The organism is Gordonia marina (assembly GCF_052036135.1).
In the GTDB taxonomy this organism is placed as follows: domain Bacteria; phylum Actinomycetota; class Actinomycetes; order Mycobacteriales; family Mycobacteriaceae; genus Gordonia.
On record NZ_JBPSDN010000022.1, the window covers coordinates 16,018 to 33,660 of the forward strand.

15 protein-coding genes are annotated in these 17,643 nt (G+C 69.9%); 7 read left to right on the forward strand and 8 right to left on the reverse strand.

All coding sequences use genetic code 11. The annotated features are described in order from the left end of the window. Position 1: 1 nt before the first annotated feature. Entirely contained in the window at positions 2-1,018 is a 1,017-nt protein-coding gene (locus ACSEEN_RS14265; RefSeq protein WP_247865583.1) for an NUDIX hydrolase, read from the reverse strand. A 92-nt stretch (positions 1,019-1,110) separates the two neighbouring features. Here ACSEEN_RS14265 and ACSEEN_RS14270 point away from each other — a divergent pair, with 92 nt between their 5' ends. The 3 genes from ACSEEN_RS14270 to ACSEEN_RS14280 are packed head-to-tail and all read left to right on the forward strand — an operon-like array spanning position 1,111 to position 4,160. Then, on the forward strand, positions 1,111-2,595 hold the full coding sequence (locus ACSEEN_RS14270; protein ID WP_298445221.1) for a CCA tRNA nucleotidyltransferase: 1,485 nt from the start codon (positions 1,111-1,113) through the stop codon (positions 2,593-2,595). Positions 2,596-2,605: 10 nt separating this feature from the next. Next, positions 2,606-3,697, forward strand: coding sequence for an aminotransferase class V-fold PLP-dependent enzyme (locus ACSEEN_RS14275; RefSeq protein WP_440713521.1), 1,092 nt, complete (start codon positions 2,606-2,608; stop codon positions 3,695-3,697). A 49-nt stretch (positions 3,698-3,746) separates the two neighbouring features. Next, the gene (locus ACSEEN_RS14280; protein WP_440713522.1) at positions 3,747-4,160 is read left to right on the forward strand and encodes a hypothetical protein; all 414 of its coding nucleotides are present in this window, start codon (positions 3,747-3,749) and stop codon (positions 4,158-4,160) included. Between the two features lie 23 nt (positions 4,161-4,183). Here the strand turns inward: ACSEEN_RS14280 and ACSEEN_RS14285 are convergent, their stop codons facing one another. Next, positions 4,184-5,491, reverse strand: coding sequence for an MFS transporter (locus tag ACSEEN_RS14285; protein WP_440713523.1), 1,308 nt, complete (start codon positions 5,489-5,491; stop codon positions 4,184-4,186). 76 nt (positions 5,492-5,567) lie between these two features. On the opposite strand from ACSEEN_RS14285, the gene ACSEEN_RS14290 reads away from it, so the two are divergent. Next, positions 5,568-6,155: a YqgE/AlgH family protein gene (locus ACSEEN_RS14290; RefSeq protein WP_247865578.1), complete on the forward strand. Its 588-nt coding sequence runs from the start codon at positions 5,568-5,570 to the stop codon at positions 6,153-6,155. Position 6,156: 1 nt separating this feature from the next. Next, positions 6,157-6,807 carry a DedA family protein gene (locus tag ACSEEN_RS14295; protein WP_247865577.1) on the forward strand — a complete coding sequence of 217 codons (651 nt, stop codon included), beginning with the start codon at positions 6,157-6,159 and terminating at the stop codon, positions 6,805-6,807. A 116-nt stretch (positions 6,808-6,923) separates the two neighbouring features. Here ACSEEN_RS14295 and ACSEEN_RS14300 read toward each other — a convergent pair whose 3' ends face one another. Genes ACSEEN_RS14300 through ACSEEN_RS14315 form a run of 4 tightly spaced genes read right to left on the reverse strand, consistent with a single transcriptional unit; the run spans position 6,924 to position 9,780 of the window. Further along, positions 6,924-7,379 (reverse strand): SRPBCC family protein, encoded by a 456-nt coding sequence (locus tag ACSEEN_RS14300; protein ID WP_440713524.1) that lies wholly within the window; start codon positions 7,377-7,379, stop codon positions 6,924-6,926. A 10-nt stretch (positions 7,380-7,389) separates the two neighbouring features. Continuing rightward, on the reverse strand, positions 7,390-8,211 hold the full coding sequence (locus tag ACSEEN_RS14305; RefSeq protein WP_440713525.1) for an SDR family oxidoreductase: 822 nt from the start codon (positions 8,209-8,211) through the stop codon (positions 7,390-7,392). 49 nt (positions 8,212-8,260) lie between these two features. Further along, on the reverse strand, positions 8,261-9,250 hold the full coding sequence (locus ACSEEN_RS14310; protein ID WP_440713526.1) for a bile acid:sodium symporter family protein: 990 nt from the start codon (positions 9,248-9,250) through the stop codon (positions 8,261-8,263). Beyond that, the gene (locus tag ACSEEN_RS14315; RefSeq protein WP_440713527.1) at positions 9,250-9,780 is read right to left on the reverse strand and encodes an SdpI family protein; all 531 of its coding nucleotides are present in this window, start codon (positions 9,778-9,780) and stop codon (positions 9,250-9,252) included. Before ACSEEN_RS14315 ends, ACSEEN_RS14310 begins: the two co-directional genes overlap by 1 nt. A gap of 62 nt (positions 9,781-9,842) precedes the next feature. Between ACSEEN_RS14315 and ACSEEN_RS14320 the strand changes: the two genes are divergently transcribed. Next, entirely contained in the window at positions 9,843-12,785 is a 2,943-nt protein-coding gene (locus ACSEEN_RS14320; protein ID WP_440713528.1) for a leucine--tRNA ligase, read from the forward strand. Between the two features lie 138 nt (positions 12,786-12,923). Here ACSEEN_RS14320 and ACSEEN_RS14325 read toward each other — a convergent pair whose 3' ends face one another. Further along, the gene (locus tag ACSEEN_RS14325; RefSeq protein WP_440713529.1) at positions 12,924-14,009 is read right to left on the reverse strand and encodes a DUF2804 family protein; all 1,086 of its coding nucleotides are present in this window, start codon (positions 14,007-14,009) and stop codon (positions 12,924-12,926) included. Between the two features lie 70 nt (positions 14,010-14,079). After that, the gene (locus ACSEEN_RS14330; RefSeq protein WP_440713530.1) at positions 14,080-16,227 is read right to left on the reverse strand and encodes an FUSC family protein; all 2,148 of its coding nucleotides are present in this window, start codon (positions 16,225-16,227) and stop codon (positions 14,080-14,082) included. A gap of 83 nt (positions 16,228-16,310) precedes the next feature. Here ACSEEN_RS14330 and ACSEEN_RS14335 point away from each other — a divergent pair, with 83 nt between their 5' ends. Further along, entirely contained in the window at positions 16,311-17,504 is a 1,194-nt protein-coding gene (locus tag ACSEEN_RS14335) for an acyl-CoA dehydrogenase family protein (RefSeq protein ID WP_440713531.1), read from the forward strand. Positions 17,505-17,643 lie beyond the last annotated feature (139 nt).

Consider the following 17,643-nt stretch of genomic DNA (forward strand, 5'->3'; position numbering starts at 1 on the left):
GTCAGCTCGCACCGTCGGTACGACTGCCCGCTCCCGATCGCCGCGGTCGGCGACGTCGCCGTCGCGGCTTCGCCTGCGGCGGCTCGTTGCGGCGCTGATTGCGGGCGGCGGCGGCCTTCTCATAGTCGTTCGGTTCGGTCCGGTTGGCCTCGGCCTCGGACTGGGCGAGTCGGGCGGGATCGCTGCACAGTTCGGCGATCACACCTTCGGCGGCCCGGGCGAGTCGTCGCTCGTCAGAGTACGTGAGACGACGTGGCAATTCGGTCAACGGCACCCACGCCACGGCACTGACTTCGTAGTCCGCATCGGAGAGCTCTCCCCCGGTGTAGCGCAGCAGGAAGTGGTGCACCGTCTTGTGGATGCGACGGCCCTCGCTGACGAACCAGTAGTCGATCTTCCCGAGCGGGGCCACCACGGCGCCGGTCACGCCGGTTTCCTCGGCGATCTCGCGGATCGCGGTCTGCTCGGCGGTCTCCCCGGTCTCGATATGCCCCTTGGGCAGCGACCACATCATCCGGCCGCGCCGGTCGATGCGCCCGATGAGCACGGCTTTGAGCTGCTCGAAGGGCTCGTCGAGGTTGGTCAGGACCAGACCGCCCGCGGACGTCTCCCGCACGGTGCGCAGGCGCGCGCCCGCCGCGTCGTTCTTGCCGCCGTCCTGGTTCTTCCCGTGCGGACGACGCTGGGTGCGCGGCATGGCGGCCGGAGTGCCGGCCTCGTCGCGGGCGTGTCGCCGGGGGGCGAGGTCGGACGGTTTGGGGCAGGTGTCGGCCGTGGCCGCCGCGCCGCTGCGGTGCGCACCGGGCGGGCCGGGTTTCGGCCGCGGAGCCGCCTGCTCCGCCGGGGCGGCCGCGGCGGAAGCGCCGGCGGCCGTGTTCTGCTGCTGGCCGCCCTTGCCGCGACGACGTCCGCGGCGGCGGCCACGACGATTGCGGCGTGGCCGGGGGGTTTGCGGGTCACCGGCGGCCGGACCGTCGTTCACGACGTCCGGTCGGCTCACCGGGGACTCAGCTGACACACCACGACTCTATCCGTTCGTTACCCGCCGTTAGCTCAGGCGCATGGCCTGACGCGGCGACCGGTCATCGAGCGTCGGTAGGCTGGCATGTCATGACACAGAGTGAATCCACTTCGCGCGCCGTGCCCGGCGCGCCGGTGGATGCGGCCCGCGAGGAACGACGAGCCCGTCTGCTCGCGGCGGCGGCGATCACGCTTCGCGACCTGGGCGACGTCCTCACCCCGCTCGCCGGACGATTCGCCGACCGCGGCCATCAGCTGTACCTGGTGGGCGGCAGCGTGCGTGACGCGGTGCTCGGCCGGCTGGCCGGCGACCTCGACTTCACCACCGACGCCCGGCCGGAGGTGATCGCCGAGATCCTCGCCGACTGGGCGGACACGGTATGGGACACCGGGATCGCCTTCGGCACGGTCAGCGGTGCCCGCCACGGGCACACCGTGGAGATCACCACCTTCCGCGCCGACGTGTACGACCGGATCGGCCGCAATCCGACGGTCACCTTCGGCGACACCCTGGAAGGTGACCTGATCCGCCGCGACTTCCGGGTCAACGCGATGGCGGTGAAGCTGGCGGCCGACGGCGGACAGGAGTTCGTCGACCCGCTCGGCGGCATGGACGACCTGCTGGCCGGCGTCATCGACACCCCGGCGGCGCCGGAGGACTCGTTCAACGACGACCCGCTGCGCATGCTGCGCGGGATCCGATTCGTCTCTCAACTGGGCTTCTCGCTGTCGGAGCGGACACTCGCGGCGACGACGGCGATGGCCGGCGAGATCGAGCGCATCACCGCCGAGCGCATCCAGGTGGAGCTGGACAAGCTGATCTGCGGCGAGTACCCGATCGAGGCCATCGACCTGCTCGTGGAGACCGGCCTCGCCGACCGGATCCTCCCCGAGGTGCCCGGCATGAAGCTCACCATCGACGAGCACCACCAGCACAAGGACGTCTACCAGCATTCGCTCACCGTGCTGAAGCAGGCGATCGACCTGGAGACCGGCGACCCGGACCCGGTGCTGCGCTGGGCGGCGCTGCTGCACGACATCGGCAAGCCGGCCACCCGGCGGCACGAGGACAACGGCGGCGTCAGCTTCCACCACCACGAGGTGGTCGGCGCCAAGATGGTCCGCAAACGGATGCGGGCGCTCAAGTACTCCAAGGCCATGGTCGACGACGTCTCCCAGCTGGTGTTCCTCCACCTGCGGTTCCACGGCTACGGTGAGGGCAAATGGACCGATTCGGCGGTCCGGCGCTACGTGACCGACGCCGGTCCGCTGCTCGATCGCCTGCACAAACTGGTCCGGGCGGACTGCACCACCCGCAACCGCCGTCGTGCGCAGCGATTGCAGGAGACCTACGACCACCTCGAGCAGCGGATCGCCGAGCTGCAGGCGGCCGAGGACCTGAACCGGGTGCGCCCCGACCTCGACGGCAACGCGATCATGCAGTTGCTCGGTCTGGAACCCGGACCGCTGGTCGGCGAGGCGTGGAAGTACCTGAAGGAGCTGCGGCTCGATTCCGGTCCGCTGTCCCGCGAGGAGGCCGAGGCGGCCCTACTGCAGTGGTGGGCTCAGCGGTAGATTGAGCAGTATGTACTGCAGCGACCTGGGGGAACAGTGGCATGCGGCGCGGATCGAGCCCACGATCACGCACCTGGACTCCGCGTCGGCGGGTCGTGCCTCGCGCGCGGCGATCGAGACCATCACCGCGCATCTGTGGCGGGAGGCGGAGCGCGGGTCGTATGTCGCGGCCGAGGAGCAGGCGTCGGCGCGGGCCCGTGGCCGCCGGGCGCTGGCCTCGCTGGTCGGGCACACGCCGGACGAGCTGAGCTACCGGGACAGTGCGCGCGCCTGCCTGCGCGCGCTGCTGAACAGCTGGAATCTGCCGATCGCGTCGACCGTCTGGGTGGCCACCAACGAATTCGGGCCGAATCTCGATGAGTTCGAGCGCCGCGGCATCGCGGTGCGGACCATGCCGTCGGCCGACGTCTACGGCCGGGTCGACGTCGACGCGCTGGAGAACATGCTGCAGTTCGAGCAGCCCGACTTCATCCACGTCTGCATGATCGGTTCGGCCAGCGGCGTGGTGCAGCCGGTGCTGGAGATCGTGGAGGTGGCTCACCACGCCGGGGTCCCGGTCGTGGTCGACATGGCGCAGGCCGTCGGTCATGTGCCGACCGTGACCGGCGCCGACATCGTCTACGGGACCGCCCGCAAGTGGCTGACCGGACCGCGCGGCGTCGGTTTCCTCGCGGTGCGTGCCGACGCGTTGCGCGCGGTGGAGGTGGATTCCTCCGAGGCCTACGTCGCCGGCGCTCTCGGGCTGGGGCAGGCCGTCGCCGAACTGCAGGAGATCGGGCAGCAGCGGGTCTTCCGTGAACTCGCCAAGATCGGCCAGATCACCCGGGAGCGGCTCAACGGGATCGGGTCGTGGGAGGTCCTCGAACCGGTCGACGAGCCGTCCGCCCTGGTCACCCTGGCTCCCCCGCCCGGCTGGCAGCCGAGCGACGTGCTCACCGCCAAGCGTGCCCTGCAGGAGACCGGAATCCTGGTGACCTGCGCCGATTCGTGGCGTGCACCCCTGGCGAACGACCAGTCGGTGCTGCGCGTCTCCCCGCACCTGGACGTGCGGCGGTCCCAGCTCGACGCCCTCGCTGCCGCCATCCGCACCATGGGTTACTGACGCCCGGCGTGTCGGGGAACCCGGCGGGCCGGGTGTGCGTCCAATACTCATGGACTCCCTCGAGTACTTCTTCGGCACCGGTGACGGCGCACTGTCGACCTGGCATTCCCCGGCCGACCTCGACCTGAACCACGACGGCGTGCTGGATGCGGTGGCGCTCGACTTCGACGGTGACGGTCTCGCCGACGACGCGATGTGGGACGCCGACGGCGATGGGATCGCCGACCACGTGGTGCTCGACCTGGATGACGACGGCACCGGAGAGACGGCGTTCACCGACGGCGGCCGCGGGTTGTGGGAACGCCCCGCGGACGCACCCGCACCGGGCTCCGACCCCAAGCCGCCTCCCCCGCCGGCGCCGGGCCCGCGTCGGCTGAAGATCGACCTGGACGGCGACGGTGTCGCGGATCAGATCCTGGAGGACACCGACGGCGACGGCTACGCGGATCGTCTCGCGAGATAGTGGTCCGCAGAACACCGGCCGTTTCAGAGGCTGCGAGGGCGCATTGCCGCCGGCGGCGCTGAGACGGCCGATGTTCTGCGGTCACGCGGGTGGCGCAGCCAGACACCGACCGCGGCGAAGAAGTACAGCCCGCCGCACAGCAGCACCAGCGTGGGCGCGATGCCGTCGAGCGGCAGGATCGACGCGCCGAGGAACATGGCGACCACGAACGCGGTGTTGAAGAGCGCGTCCTGCACCGCGAACACCTGCCCGCGGTAGGTGTCGGAGATGTCGGCCTGCATGGCGAGGTCGCCGCACAACTTGATGGTCTGACCGGCCAGCCCGAGGGCGACCGCGCTCACGCAGATCGTGGTCCAGCTGATGTGCACCAGGCTGAGCTCGGCGGCGGTCGCGACGGCCAGACCGGTGACGATGGTCCAGCGCCGGCCGATCCGGTGCACCAGAAGCGGAGTGGTGAACGCGGCGACCAGAGCCCCGATCGCCACCCCGCCGCCGATCACCGCGAGGGCACCGACGTCGTGCCCGCGGATCGGACCCAGGTTCACCGACCGCACGATGAGCAGCAGCATCAGGGTGTTGATGCCGAAGACGAAGCGGTGCACGCCGATCGCCGACAGGACCACGGCCACGGTCCGGGTGGAGGCGGCCGCGCGCAATCCGTGCCGCAGCCCGTGGGCGACGGCGTAGAGCGCGCTGTGCCCGCGGTCGTCCGGGGTGTCCGGGCCCAGGAATCGCCGGGCGAAACCGGCGGCGATGCCCGCCGAGATCAGGGCGATGGCGGCGCCCGCCAGCAGGGTGGCCGCCGAGCCGTTGTCGCCCGAACCGAACACGGCCCGCAGCCCGGCCGAGATGCCGGCGCCGAGGCCCAGCACCGCAGCGCCGAGTGTCGTGAAGAAGGCGTTCATCTCGATCAGGACCTCGCGCGACGCGACATGCGGCAGGGAGGCGGACAGACCCGAGGCCACGAACCGGCTGCAGCCGGTCACCACCAGCGCGGCCACCAGCACCACCCCGGCCGGGGCGCTCGACGCCATCGCGAGGGCGACGAGGGCGACGGCGGCGGCCCGTAAGACGTTGACCCACACCAGCACCCGTCGCCGGTCCCAGTGGTCGAGCAGCGCCCCGGCGAACGGTCCGATCAGCGAATACGGCAGCAGCAGGACCGCGAATCCGGCGGCGACCGCCATCGGATCGGTGTGCCGATCCGGGTTGAACAGGATGGAGAAAGCGAGCGCGGCCTGGAAGGCGCCGTCGCTCAGTTGGCTGGTCAGCCGGACCAGGAGCAGGCGCCAGAGACCGGGCGAATGCCCGAGCGACCGGATGAACCCCACCGATCGAGAATACCGGGCGGATACTGAGAGGTTCTTCGAGTGAAACGAAGGATGCGGTGTGTGCCATGATTGATTGGTGGCTGGCGATGACCTTCGCGGACCGGTGCAGGTGAAACCCGGTTCCCTGCTGATCGCGTCGACCCTGCTGACCGCTCCGACCTTCGCTCGCACCGTCATCTACGTCATCGAGCACGACGAGAACGGGACCCTCGGCGTGGTGCTGAACCGGATGAGTCAGGCTGCGGTGTTCAACATCCTTCCCCAGTGGTCGGAGCTGGCGGCGTCCCCGCGCGCGGTCTTCATCGGCGGACCGGTCCAGGCCGAGTCGGCGGTGTGCCTGGGAGTGGCCAAATCGGGGGTCGACCTGGACACGCAGCCGCGTCTGCATCGGGTGCGGGGACCGGTGTGCATGGTCGACCTCGACGCCGACCCCGACGAACTCGAGCCGATCCTCACCGGGGTGCGGATCTTCGCCGGTTACGCGGGCTGGAGTGCCGGTCAGCTCGGTGAGGAACTGGACGAGGGCAGCTGGATCGTCGCGACCGGACTGCCGGCCGATCTGCTCGCCCCGGCGACCGTCGATGTCTGGCACGCGGTGCTGCGGCGCCAGGAATGGCCGCTCCCCCTGCTCGCGACCTACCCGGCGGACCCGCTGACCAACTGACATGCACGAGATCACCGAATGGTTGACCAATGTCGTCGACATGGCGCCCGCGTGGGCCGTGTACCTGGTGGTCGTCGGTGTGCTCTACTCCGAGACGGCGGTGCTGATCTGCGGGCTGATCATGCCGAGCGAAGCCGTCCTGATCGCGGCGGGCGTCGCGGCAGCGGTCGGCCAGCCGAACATCTACATCCTGATCCTCTGCGCGGTCGCCGCGGCACTGTGCGGCGACCTGACCGGCTACGCCCTCGGCCGACATTCCGGTCCGCGCATCATGGATTCGTGGGCCGGCCGCAAGTTCGGTGAACAGCAGTGGGAGCGCGCCCAGCAGCGGGTGCGCTACAACAGCTATGTCACGGTGCCGATCGGGCGCTGGATCGGCTACGTCCGCACCCTGGTGCCGATCGCCGCGGGGATGTCGCGTGTGCCGGTGAGCAGGTATGCGCTGGCCACCTTCCTCGGCGGCTCCACCTGGGCGTCGACGGTGCTGCTGCTGGCCTACCTGCTCGGCGCGGCCGCGGGCGTCCGGCTGATGGGCATGATGGTGATCTGTCTGGTCAGCGCGGCGGTGCTGATGGTGCTGATCCGGTGGCTGTTCCACCGGGTCAAGGTGCGCCGCGAGGCGGAAGCCGGCCGCGAGTCGGCGTCGGTTTAGGCCATGTCTCCCGAGTCTCGTTCCGGTCCTCGGCGGCCCGCTGAACGCCTGGCGGCGTTGTCGTCGGTCGCCCAGCGGATCCACCGATGCCTCGGAGAAGACTCAGGAGACACGGCCTAGCGCCGTTCCGCGAGGTCCTTCAGGGCGGCGAGGCCGCGATCGAAGTCCTTGGCGATGGCGCGATCGAAGAAGAGCGGGCCCATCACCGCGAACAGCAGGTTGCGTTCCCCGCGCATGGTCCACGAGACGCGGGTCCCCGAGCCCGCGGATTCGAGCGCGAAGGTGGTCTTGTTGGACGCCTTGAACGGTGCGACGAACTCCAGATCGAGGTCGATCCGATCCGGGGTCGACGCCGTGATCTCCATCGATCCGCTGCCCGCCTTCCGGTTCCCGGACCACTCGTAGCGCGCTCCGACCCCGGCGTCCGGGCCGGCGTACGACCGCTTCAGCTCGGGATCGAGCCCCTCCCACGGCGACCATTCGACCCACCGGTGGAAGTCGTCGATGAGCGGGCGGATCGCCGAAGGGTCGGCATCGACGACGATGCTGCGTGTCTGCGAGAACGAGGGCATGCCCGCGACCCTAGCCCAGCGCGTCCTTCTCGTAGCCGCTTCGATCGGCCTTCGCCGCGGCGGCGACCTGATCGGGCACCGCGCGGCGCAGCAGAACGTCCCGAATCCCCTGCGGGAGCAGGCCGGACACCGCGACCAGCGGGCCGACATACGACGGGATGGTGGTGATGAAACGCGGTGCGGAGATCACTCGGAGCACGGCGGCGGCGACGTCGTCCGGGGACAGCAGCTTCGCCGCACCGGTGTCGGTGCCCGCCGCGAGGGCGGTGTCGACGACGCCGGGCAGGATCGCCGAGATATGGACTCCGCTCCCCCGCAACTCCTCGCGGACCCCGGTGAGATAGCCGAGGACCGCGTGCTTGCTGGCGGCGTAGCTGGCCTCGCCGGGCGGTGCGAGCTTGGAGGCCGCGGACGCGATGGTGACGACGTGGCCGCCGCCGCGCTCGCGCATGCGGGGCGCGGCGAGCCGGATGCCGCGGATCACGCCGAGCACGTTCACCGCGAACATGGCCTCGGTGGCGGTCTCCGATTCGGCGTCGAACGGGCCGACCCACATGACCCCGGCGTTGTTGACCAGGACGTCGAGCGGGCCGAGGTCCCGTTCGACGTCGTCCAGGAAGGTCGTGAACGACGCTTCGTCGGTGACGTCGAGCGGGTAGCTGCGCATCCCGGCGCCGAGTTCGCTCGCCGTCGCGGCCGCGGCCTCGGCATTGCGGTCGCCGATGGCGACGCGGGCTCCCGCCCATGCCGCCTGTTCGGCGATCTGCCGTCCGATGCCCGCGGCGCCGCCGGTCACCGCGATCACGAGCCCGTCGAGCTGTCTCTTCCCCATGGGTCCAGCGTGGCACAGTGCCGAAGGAGCCGAAAGGGCCGAAAGTGCTCTAGGCGGCGACCGTCTCCTCGGCGGCGCGTCCGTACCGGGTCGCCAGCCAGGAGCACAGGATCAACTGCACCTGATGGAAGATCATCAGCGGCAGCACGATCAGGCCGACCGACGAGCCGGCGAACAGCACCGTCGCCATCGGCAGACCGGTGGCGAGAGACTTCTTGGTGCCGCAGAACTGGATGGCGATGGTGTCCTCGCGGTCGAAGCCCATCCGTTTCGGCAACCAGCCGGAGGCGATCAGCATCACGACCACCAGGGCGGTCGCGATGAGCACCATCAGGATCACCTGCCAGGCGCTGACCAGCGACCACAGTCCTTCGCGCACACCCTCGCTGAACGCGACGTAGACCACCAGCACGATGGATCCGCGGTCGACGTACTTGGTCGGCTCGGCGTAGCGCCGCAGCCGCGGAGCCACCCACGGCCGCAGCACCTGGCCGACGACGAAGGGCAGCAGGATCTCCAGCAGCAGCTTGGTGATCGATGATCCGGAGAACTGCACGCCCGAATCGGTGCTCATCAGCCAGACCACCAGGATCGGGGTGAGGAACACCCCGAGCAGGTTGGAGACGGACGCGCTCACGATGGCGCCCGGCACGTTGCCGCGGGCGATCGAGGTGAACGCGATCGACGACTGCACCGTCGACGGCACCAGGGTCAGGTAGAGCATGCCGGACGAGAGATCGGTGCCGATCACGTGGACGAGCAGCGGATGCAGCAGGTATCCGATGATCGGGAAGAGCACGAAGGTGAAGCCGAGGATGGTCAGGTGCAGGCGCCAGTGGGTCAGACCCTCGAGCGCCTCACGCGGATGCAGCCGGGTGCCGTACAGGAAGAAGAGCAGGGCGATCGCGGCCACGACGACGTCGTCGAGCACGGAGGCGAAGGTTCCGCGCGCCGGGAGGACGGCGGCGACGACGACCGCGAGCAGGATCGACAGCACGAAGCCGTCGACCGGCGAGCGCGCCAGCAGTCTGCCGAACATCAGCGGGCCTGGCCGCTCCCGGCCTGGGTCTCCGGCAGGCACATGCCGCTGAGCGCGCACGACCCGCAACTCGACTCGCCGCATTCCGCCGCCGGTTCGCCGGCCTCGGCGGCGCAGCTCTGTTCCGGCGCCGTGCCGGCCGCGTCACCGGAGCAGCAGTCGCTGGAGCAGCCGCCGGCGGCGTCGTCCGGCGCCGGAACGGTCTGGGCGGCGCGGATCGCGACGCCGCTGACCACCGACACCGCCAGCAGACCGAGGACCAGCCCGCCCAGCGCGTAGAACACGCCGCCGGTCGCGAACAGCGACAACAGCCCGCCGAGGATCAGGGCCAGCGCTCCGCCCAGGAACCCGGGCGCGGCCACTCGGTGGGCCAGCGTCCAGGCGTCCTTCGACGCGATCGTCTCCTTGGTGCGCACACCCACCCAGCGGTTGCCGGGGAGAGTGCCGGTCAGGCCTGCCACGCCCACGAACAGCCAGACGGCGGCGAGGACGAAGACCAGAACGGCGGCGATCACGGACACGGCGTACACGGCCCTCATGGTATCGCCGAGCCGGTCTCACCCCGGCATCGGCGACGATTTACCCTGGTCGGGTGAGCAATGCCGAAGCCGCCCCGGGGCACCGTTACACCGCACAGACCGCCGGTGACATCGAAAACCGCTGGCAGGAGTACTGGACCGCCCAGCAGACCTTCGCCGCGCCGAACCCGGTCGGACCGCTCGCCGGGGACTTCTCCGCGTTCTCCGGCTCCGGCCCGGATGCGCCGGACAAGCTCTTCGTGCAGGACATGTTCCCCTACCCCTCCGGCGCCGGCCTGCATGTCGGGCACCCGCTGGGCTTCATCGCGTCCGACGTCTACGCGCGCTTCCAGCGCATGGCCGGCCGCAACGTGCTTCACACCATGGGCTTCGACTCGTTCGGCCTGCCCGCCGAGCAGTACGCGGTGCAGACCGGCACGCACCCGCGGACCACCACCGAGGCGAACATCGAGCGCTACCTGCAGCAGATCCGTCGTCTCGGCCTCGGCCACGACGAACGACGCCGCGTGGCCACCACCGACGTCGACTTCTACCGCTGGACGCAGTGGATCTTCCTGCAGATCTACAACGCCTGGTTCGACGCCGAGGCGAACAAGGCTCGTCCGATCTCCGAGCTGATCGCCGAATTCGATTCCGGCGCAAGGACTCTCGGCGACGGCCGGGTGTGGTCCGAGCTGGACGACGCCGCGCGCCGCGAGGTGCTCGACTCATTCCGGCTCGTCTACCTGAGCGATTCGCTGGTCAACTGGTGCCCCGGCCTGGGCACCGTGCTGGCCAACGAAGAGGTGACCGCCGACGGCAAGAGCGAGCGCGGCAACTTCCCGGTCTTCCGGAAGAACCTGCGCCAGTGGATGATGCGGATCACCGCGTACTCCGACCGCCTGCTCGACGACCTCGACCTGCTGGACTGGCCGGAGAAGGTCAAGACCATGCAGCGCAACTGGATCGGCCGTTCGCGCGGTGCGCGGGTCAAATTCCCGGTCCCCGCGATCCCTCCGCTCGTTGAGTCCCCGACGACCCCTGAGCCTGTCGAAGGGTCAGCCGGCGAAACGTCCATCGAGGTGTTCACGACCCGCCCGGACACGCTGTTCGGTGCGTCGTACATGGTGCTGGCCCCCGAGCACGAGCTGGTGGACCGGATCGTGGCCGAGGCATGGCCGACGGACCCTTCGACGGGCTCAGGGATCGATGCGCGCTGGACCGGCGGGGCGGCCGATCCGAAGGCCGCGATCGCGTCGTACCGGGCGTCGATCGCCGCCAAGAGTGACCTGGAGCGGCAGGAGAACAAGGAGAAGACCGGCGTCTTCACCGGTGCCTATGCCACCAACCCGGTCAACGGCGAACGACTGCCCGTCTTCATCGCCGACTACGTGCTGCTCGGCTACGGCACCGGCGCGATCATGGCGGTCCCCGCGCACGACGAGCGCGACTACGAGTTCGCGACCGCCTTCGGCCTGCCGATCCGCGAGGTGATCGGTAGTGACGAGGGCGTCGCCGACAAGGCCTTCACCGGTGACGGCCCGCTGGTCAACAGCGGTTTCCTCGATGGATTGCGGGTCGACGAGGCCAAGGCCGCGATCGTCGAGCGCCTGGAGTCGGAGGGCACCGGAGTCGGTACCGTGCAGTTCAAACTGCGCGACTGGCTCTTCGCGCGGCAGCGCTACTGGGGCGAGCCCTTCCCCATCGTGTACGACGAGCACGGTGCGCCGGTCGCGCTGCCGGAGACCATGCTCCCCATCGAGCTGCCGGAGGTGGCCGACTACGCGCCGGTCGCCTTCGATCCGGACGACGCCGACAGCCGTCCGTCTCCCCCGCTGGCCAAGGCCACCGAGTGGGTCACCGTCGATCTGGACCTGGGCGACGGCCTGCAGCGCTACACCCGCGACACCAACGTGATGCCGCAGTGGGCCGGCAGCTCCTGGTACCAGCTGCGCTACATCGACCCGACCAACGAGGAAACGTTGTGCGCCAAGGAGAACGAGGCGTACTGGATGGGTCCGCGGCCGGCGCTGCACGGCGCGAACGATCCGGGTGGCCTGGACCTGTACATCGGCGGCGTGGAGCACGCGGTGCTGCACCTGCTGTACTCGCGCTTCTGGCACAAGGTGCTCTTCGATCTCGGGTACGTGACCAGCCGTGAGCCGTACCGCCGGCTGTTCAATCAGGGCATGATCCAGGCGTACGCCTACACCGACGCGCGCGGCGTGTACGTACCGGCCGAGGAGGTCATCGAGCGCGACCCTTCGACGGGCTCAGGGGGCGCACGGTACTTCTACGGCGATGAGGAGGTGTCGCAGGAGTACGGGAAGATGGGCAAGTCGCTCAAGAATTCCGTTGCGCCGGACGACATCTGCCGCGACTACGGCGCCGATACCCTCCGCGTCTACGAGATGTCGATGGGTCCGCTGGACCAGTCACGGCCGTGGGCCACGAAGGATGTCGTCGGCGCCCAGCGGTTCCTGCAGCGCGTGTGGCGCCTGGTGGTCGACGAGGAGACCGGCGACGTGCGGGTGTCCGACTCGGAGCCGACCGGCGACGACCTCAAGGCGCTGCACCGGACGATCGCCGGGGTCCGCGACGACTACGACGGCCTCCGGATGAACACCGCGGGCGCCAAGCTGATCGAGCTGACCAACCATCTGACCAAGAACTACCCGGGCGGCGCCCCGCGCGCGGTGGTGGAACCGCTGGTCCTGATGCTCGCTCCGCTGGCCCCGCATCTCGCCGAAGAACTCTGGAATCGACTGGGCCACAAGGGTTCTCTCGCGCACGGCCCGTTCCCGGAGGTCGACGAGAGCTACCTGGTGGAGGACACCGTCGAGGTGCCGGTGCAGGTGAAGGGGAAGGTGCGCAGCCGGATTCAGGTGGCCGCCGATGCCGATGAGGCCACCGTGGTCGCCGCCGCGCTGGCCGACGAGAAGATCGCTGCCCTCCTCGACGGCGAGCCCCGCAAGGTGATCTACGTCCCCGGCCGGATGGTCAACGTCGTCCCGTGACCTCGTAGCGGGTGGAAGGCCCGGGATCGGTGGCCGCTCCATGGTCACCGATCCCGGGCCTCGCGCGTTTCCTGGGGGAGTCGTGTCCGCTCCGTGGTCAGGTGACCCGGGGTTTCACCCGAGCCTCGGGAGGGGGTGTTAGAGGGTGATGCGTTTCTGTTCGCCGACGCCGAAGATGCCGTCGACGTTCATCGAGGCGCCCTCGGCGTAGATGGCGCCCTCGTACCAGCCGTACGGCGCGTAGTACTCGGCCAGTGACTTGCGGGGGCCGACGTGCATGGTGGAGCGGACCGTCGGGGAGAAGGTGACGTCGACGGCGCCGGCGGCGTCGCGGATCAGCCACTTGCCCCACGGACCCTGCGGACGTTCGACGGTCACCGGCGGCAGGCGCCAGAGGCGATCACCGATCCAGATGGCGTTCTCGTTGAATTCGGCCGGGTCGAGGACCTGGTTGTCGGTGAGGTTGAACCCCTCGACGATGCCCTCGTCGGTGGTGCGGATGCCCGTGACCCAGTCGTAGCGCATCGGACGCGGGTAGTCGCCGTGGTGGTCGTCGAGGATCAGGTGACCGCGGCCGGCGCCGAAACCGACCTGCTCGCCGCCGATCACCAGGGTGCCGTCCATCGGCATCATCGTCTTGTGCGAGTACAGGGCCCGATCGGCGCTGAACGGGTGCACCACCACCAGGTGGGCGGCATCGTCACGCCCGCAGGAGCCGGTGACGTGCAGGCCCATCGAGGGAAGCTCGCCGCGGCCGGGGTGGTGGGCGTCGACCGTGATGCGGCCGCGCTCGAGATGATTGCCGATCTCGACGCGGAAATCGGCCACCCGTCCGCGCGACGACGAACCGAGCAGTCCGCGCGCCACCGACAGCGTCGGGGCGGGCATCTTGGTCTCCCAGCGGGTGATGGTGGCGTCGTGCTTGTTGACCGCCAGCACCTGGATCAGGCCCACGGTCTTGGCGTTGTAGACCGCGCCGAGGACGAACCAGTCGTCGTCGCCGAGCTGGAACGCCTCCCACTCCTTGAGCCGGAGATTCCGGTTGGCCCGGCGGACGCCGTCGAAGCGCTTGCGGCGGGTGCCGTCGAAGGAGTGTCGGGTCCCGGCGTCGAGCGGATTGATGACGCCGATCGGACCGTCGTAGGTGCCGAATCGGTACTGCCCGTCCTCGACGAGTGCGGGCGGCGGGCTGACGGGCGCCGGGGGATATGCGGGAGTACTCATCGGTAAGAACGTAGCGCGCTCGCCGGGCGACCGCGATGTGTCGTTCGCCGGTGGCCGTCCGTCGATCGACTCAGCGGGTCAATCGGATGTCGATCGTTCGGCGGAGCGCCCAATCGACGCGGGACAGCTGCTTGATCGCGTTCACCTGGGGCGACGTCCGCGAATAGGGGAGATTCGCCAATTCGGCGAGAACCGGGGTGCCCTCGGCGAGCGCGGCGCCGGCGCCGGGAGCGCCGTGGATGACGATCTCCCGGGCACGTTGCGACGTGTCGAGCACCACGCCGAAGGCCCGCTCGTAGGCCTGCTGGGCGGCCGCCGGCGCCGGTGCGCCGGTGGTGGACAGGTCGTGTGCGGCGTCGATCGACCAGCGGCCGACGCCCTCGGCGAAGTGGTCGGTGGTCGTCATCATCTGTTCCAGCCGGTCGACGGGCGATCGCCGGGTGATCTCGAGGGCGGTCGTCATGGCCGCGGCGGTGGTGGTCACCGCGGAACTGGCCGCATCCAGGCGGTGGACGGCGGCGAGCACCCGCCGATCGGCATCCGCACCGTCGAGCGCGGCGTGCGAGGAGCCGAGGACGTCGTCGATCGCGTCGAAGTAGGCGGTGGTCTTCTCGATCAGGACCGATCGCGAGTTCGACGAGAAGATCAGGTAGGCGCAAGCGACGCCGATCACCGCGCCGACCACGGTCTCGTCGAGCCGCATGTCGAGGAGCCGCAGGTCGAGGGCCCCGAGCAGGTCGAAGATCATCACGACCAGCACGGTCATGAAGAAGGCCACGAACGTGTACCGGAGGGGGCCGAAGTAGAGGGCGGCGAAGACGGTGAGCACGCTGACGAGGATCAGTCCGAGGCGGTCGCCGTCGAGCAGGACGGCCAGCCCGTAACCGACGACGAGGCCGCCGACCGTGCCGAGGATCCGCCGCCAGGCCCGCGTGAGGATGGCGCCGCGGGTGGTGGTGCCGACGAAGACCAGCCAGGCGGTCAGTACGGCCCAGTACCACTTCGAGGCCGAGATCGCCTCGCCGGCGACGGTCGCGATCAGCGCCGCGATCATCACCTGGACGGCCATGCGCGAGGTGTATCGCCAGTGGTGCCAGAACCGTGGATCCGGGGTAGTGGAAGTCGATTCAGCGGTGGTCGCGGGCCGCGCGGGAGTCTTCGGCGCGGGCTGGGGAGGCGGTGCCGGGGTCCGCTCGGCCGGGGCCTCGTCCGGGTGCCGGACGGCGCTGTCGAGCGCCTGCTGGGAGCCGGTCGCGCGGCAGACGTTGACGACGGCCAGGTGCACCGCATCGGTCGGTTCCGTGCGCTCGAGCTGCGCGGCGGCGCGGTCGGCGGCGCGGCGCCGGTCGTCGTCGGCGGCGTGCTCGGAGAGGACGGTCCGCAGGTCGTGAAGGGCGGCGGTCAGATCGGTGCCGTCGTCCCGGGCGAGGGCGGCACAGGCGAGGCAGGCGTGATCGATCTCGATTCGCGCGTCGAGTACGAGGGTCGCGAAGGCGGCCTCGTCGCAGCCGAGGTAGCGCGCGGTGGCGTGCTGGGACTGCCAGGTGGTGATCGCTGTCGCGATGCCGTCGACGCGGATCAGCGCACGGTGCACGGCTTTCGCGCGCGCGTCACCCGCGGACGCACGCGTCGCCGTCGCGATCGCGGCGGCCGAGGCGGCCCGCAGCTCGCGTACCAGGAGGGTGATCTGACGACGCGGGAAGGCGAGCAGTGCGAAGGAGCGGGCGAGGAGCATCGCGGCGACCGCACAGGTTCCCACCAGCACGAAATCCCCCAGCTGATGCAGGCCCGAGTGCTGTATCCCGGCGAAGAAGTACGAGAAGAACATGATCGAGCCGAGGGTCGTCGCCCGCCCGCCGAAGCGGCGTACCCACATCGACGCGCCGGCCACCGCGATGAAACCGGCGACGGCGGCGGCGCGCCACGGCTCCAGGGCGAGCGCGAGGGCGAAGCTCAGGCAGATCGGCACGATGGCGAGCGCCGTCGTCACCAGCCGTTTCGGTCCGGTCGGGTCCTTGGTCATCCGGCCGAGCAGGAACGGCAGGAACACGCCGATGGAGATCAGCGAGCCTTCCGCGTCCAGGAAGTGCACGATCGCCCAGGCCGCGAGTGCGCTGATCAGGACCGCGGAGGAGATCGTGAAGGCGTCGGTCAACCGGGCCCGGCCGGGATCGGCGGCCGCCAGCCGACTGCGCCAGGGCGGGACACGGAGAGACACGGCCTCAGTCTGCCCGACCGTGGTCGGGGCGGGTCGTGCCGAGGGCCTTGGCAACTATCTTACTCAGTAGTAAGGTTGCGGCCATGGCGATCAACCTTGAGCTCCCGGAGAAGCTGAACTCCACGGTCGAGCGTGCTCATCTCGCAGCCGAGCACATCTTCCGGCCGATCACTCGCAAATACGACCTGGCCGAGCACGAATACCCCACCGAACTCGACGAGCTCGGCAAACTCGCGAAGCAGGCCCGGTCCGCCGAGCGCTCCGGCGAGGCCGAGTCCGGCTCGTCGTCCGAGGACACCGTGAACGGCGCCAACCTGCGGTCGGTGCTCAACGCCCGCGAGTTGAGCTGGGGCGACGTCGGCCTGATGCTGTCGATCCCGGGCCAGGGCCTGGGCAACGCGGCGATCGCCGCCGTCGCCGACGACGAGCAGCTGGAGCGCTTCGGCGACGTGTGGGCCGCGATGGCGATCACCGAGCCGGGCTTCGGCAGCGACTCGGCCGCCGTCTCGACGACCGCCGTCGCCGACGGCGACGACTACGTGATCAACGGAGAGAAGATCTTCGTGACGGCCGGCTCGCGCGCCGACCACGTGGTGGTCTGGGCGACGCTGGACGCCTCGCTCGGGCGCGCCGCCATCAAGAGCTTCGTCGTGCCGATGGACACCGAGGGTGTCACCGTGGTGCGGCTGGAGAACAAGCTGGGGATCCGGTCGTCGGACACCGCCGTCGTGCGGTTCGATGACGTCCGCGTCCCATCCGGCAACCTGCTCGGCAGCCCGGAGATCGACGTCAAGAAGGCCTTCGGCGGGGTCATGCAGACCTTCGACAACACCCGCCCCGTCGTCGCCGCCATGGCCGTCGGCCTCGGTCGTGCCGCGCTCGAAGAACTGCGCCGGATCCTGGAGGAGGCCGGACACCCCGTCGACTACGACCGTCCCGCCGCCGCCCAGCACGCCGCGGTCGCCGAGTTCATCCGGCTCGAGTCGGACTGGGAGGCCTCCTGGCTGCTCACCCTGCGCGCGGCGTGGATGGCGGACAACAAGGAGCCCAACTCGCTCGAGGCGTCGATGAGCAAGGCCAAGGCCGGCCGCACCGTCACCGAGCTGACCAACAAGGCCGTCGAGATCGGCGCCACCGCCGCCTACAGCGAGACCGAACTCCTGGAGAAGTGGGCGCGCGACTCGAAGATCCTGGACATCTTCGAGGGCACCCAGCAGATCCAGCAGCTGATCATCGCCCGCCGGGTGCTCGGCAAGTCGTCCGCCGACCTGAAGTAGCCGCGCTCCGCGCGACGCATCCCGTCAGAAGGTCCGGGGCTGGTTTCCACCATGTGGTCACCGGCCCCGGACCTTGTGTCTTGCCGGGGAGGGAGAAGGTGGCTGGGGCGGGGTGGTAACGTCGCCGCGGGGGCGATGC

Coding starts and splice junctions, on each gene's coding strand:
- ACSEEN_RS14325 (WP_440713529.1), bottom strand. CDS start 14,009: ATGAGTACTCCCGCATATCCCCCGGCGCCCGTCAGCCCGCCGCCCGCA.
- ACSEEN_RS14275 (WP_440713521.1), top strand. CDS start 2,606: ATGTACTGCAGCGACCTGGGGGAACAGTGGCATGCGGCGCGGATCGAG.
- ACSEEN_RS14295 (WP_247865577.1), top strand. CDS start 6,157: ATGCACGAGATCACCGAATGGTTGACCAATGTCGTCGACATGGCGCCC.
- ACSEEN_RS14300 (WP_440713524.1), bottom strand. CDS start 7,379: ATGCCCTCGTTCTCGCAGACACGCAGCATCGTCGTCGATGCCGACCCT.
- ACSEEN_RS14335 (WP_440713531.1), top strand. CDS start 16,311: ATGGCGATCAACCTTGAGCTCCCGGAGAAGCTGAACTCCACGGTCGAG.
- ACSEEN_RS14270 (WP_298445221.1), top strand. CDS start 1,111: ATGACACAGAGTGAATCCACTTCGCGCGCCGTGCCCGGCGCGCCGGTG.
- ACSEEN_RS14305 (WP_440713525.1), bottom strand. CDS start 8,211: ATGGGGAAGAGACAGCTCGACGGGCTCGTGATCGCGGTGACCGGCGGC.
- ACSEEN_RS14280 (WP_440713522.1), top strand. CDS start 3,747: ATGGACTCCCTCGAGTACTTCTTCGGCACCGGTGACGGCGCACTGTCG.
- ACSEEN_RS14310 (WP_440713526.1), bottom strand. CDS start 9,250: ATGTTCGGCAGACTGCTGGCGCGCTCGCCGGTCGACGGCTTCGTGCTG.